Raw genomic sequence first — 1,911 nt, forward strand, 5'->3', positions numbered from 1 at the left:
AGACCGCTGGCCGTGGTCACAAGGGTCAAAAGTCGCGCTCCGGTGGCTACCACAAGGTCGGCTTCGAAGGCGGTCAAATGCCTCTGCAACGTCGCTTGCCCAAGCGCGGCTTCAAGTCGCACCTGCTCAAGTTCAATGCAGAAGTCACGCTGACGGCGCTCGACCAACTCGGCCTGGCCGAAGTGGACGTGCTGGCCCTCAAGCAAGCTGGCCTGATCGGCGAGCTGGCCAAGGTGGTCAAGGTCATCAAGAGCGGTTCGCTCACGAAGGCTGTCAAGCTCAATGGCGTCGGCGCCACGGCAGGTGCCAAGGCAGCTATCGAAGCTGCCGGCGGCAGCGTCGCCTGAGTTTGACTTCGAAGGAAGGCATCTGTGGCTACTAGCGCGGCTCAAATCGCAAAGACCGGCAAGTTCGGCGACCTGCGTCGTCGTCTGGTTTTTCTGTTGATGGCGCTGGTCGTGTACCGCATCGGGGCTCATATCCCGGTGCCTGGTATCGATCCAGCCCAACTCCAGCAGCTGTTCAGTGGCCAGCAAGGCGGGATCCTGAACCTGTTCAACATGTTCTCGGGTGGCGCGCTGTCGCGTTTCACGGTCTTTGCTCTGGGGATCATGCCGTACATCTCGGCGTCGATCATCATGCAGCTGATGGGCTACGTGGTGCCAGCCTTCGAGCAGTTGAAGAAGGAAGGCGAAGCAGGTCGCCGCAAGATCACGCAGTACACCCGTTACGGCACGCTGGGTCTGGCTCTGTTTCAGTCGCTCGGTATCGCTGTGGCGCTGGAAAGCTCTGCTGGCCTGGTGATCAGCCCTGGCTTCGGCTTTCGCCTGACGGCGGTGGTCAGCCTGACAGCTGGAACGATGTTCCTGATGTGGCTGGGTGAGCAGATCACCGAGCGTGGTCTTGGCAACGGGATCTCGATCCTGATCTTCGCCGGCATCGCTGCCGGGCTGCCAAGCTCCATCGGTGGTCTTCTGGAACTGGTCCGTACGGGTGCGATGAGCATCCTGGCTGCGATCTTCATCGTCATCGTCGTGGGTCTCGTGACTTACTTCGTGGTGTTTGTGGAGCGTGGTCAACGCAAGATCCTCGTGAACTATGCGCGCCGGCAGGTGGGGAACAAGGTGTATGGCGGTCAGTCGTCGCACCTGCCCCTGAAGCTGAACATGGCGGGTGTGATTCCTCCGATCTTCGCGTCGTCGATCATCCTGCTGCCCGCCACGGTGGTGAACTGGTTCAGTGCTGGTGAGTCGATGCGCTGGCTGAAGGACATTTCTGGTGCGCTGACCCCTGGCCAGCCCATCTATGTGATGTTCTACGCCGCGGCCATCGTCTTCTTCTGCTTCTTCTACACGGCCCTGGTGTTCAACAGCCGCGAGACTGCAGACAACCTGAAGAAGAGCGGTGCGTTCATTCCAGGCATTCGCCCGGGTGAGCAGACTGCGCGCTACATCGACAAGATCCTGGTTCGCCTGACGCTGGCGGGTGCGGTGTACATCACCTTCGTGTGCCTGCTGCCGGAGTTCCTGATCTTGAAGTACAACGTGCCGTTCTATTTCGGTGGAACGTCGCTGCTGATCATCGTGGTGGTGACCATGGATTTCATGGCCCAGGTACAGAACTACATGATGTCGCAGCAATATGAATCACTGCTCAAGAAAGCCAATTTCAAAGGCAACGCGGGCGGTTGAGGATGAGGAAGGCAGGGATCGCGCCGCGATGCACTGCCTGCAAGCTGGATATCGGTTACGTCGACGCCCCACGATTTTGCGGGCACAAATTGTGTTCCGTGCAAAGCAGCCGGGACGGATGGAAAAGTTTTAGGAGAATGCAATGAGAGTTTCGGCTTCGGTCAAAAAAATCTGCCGCAACTGCAAGATCATCCGCCGCAAGGGTGTGGTGCGCGTGATC

At 58.9% G+C, this 1,911-nt stretch carries 3 protein-coding genes; all 3 read left to right on the plus strand.

From position 1 onward, the window contains the following. A partial coding sequence (gene rplO, locus ACIGHN_RS14315) for a 50S ribosomal protein L15 (RefSeq protein ID WP_396504932.1) occupies nucleotides 1-347 on the plus strand: 347 nt, incomplete at its 5' end. 24 nt (nucleotides 348-371) lie between these two features. Continuing rightward, nucleotides 372-1,691 carry a preprotein translocase subunit SecY gene (gene secY, locus ACIGHN_RS14320; RefSeq protein ID WP_056420306.1) on the plus strand — a complete coding sequence of 440 codons (1,320 nt, stop codon included), beginning with the start codon at nucleotides 372-374 and terminating at the stop codon, nucleotides 1,689-1,691. 142 nt (nucleotides 1,692-1,833) lie between these two features. Then, nucleotides 1,834-1,911 (plus strand): 50S ribosomal protein L36 (gene rpmJ, locus ACIGHN_RS14325; protein ID WP_396505019.1); only part of this gene is annotated, 78 nt, incomplete at its 3' end.

This window comes from Acidovorax sp. NPDC077693 (genome assembly GCF_044542805.1).
Taxonomy (GTDB): Bacteria; Pseudomonadota; Gammaproteobacteria; order Burkholderiales; family Burkholderiaceae_C; genus Acidovorax.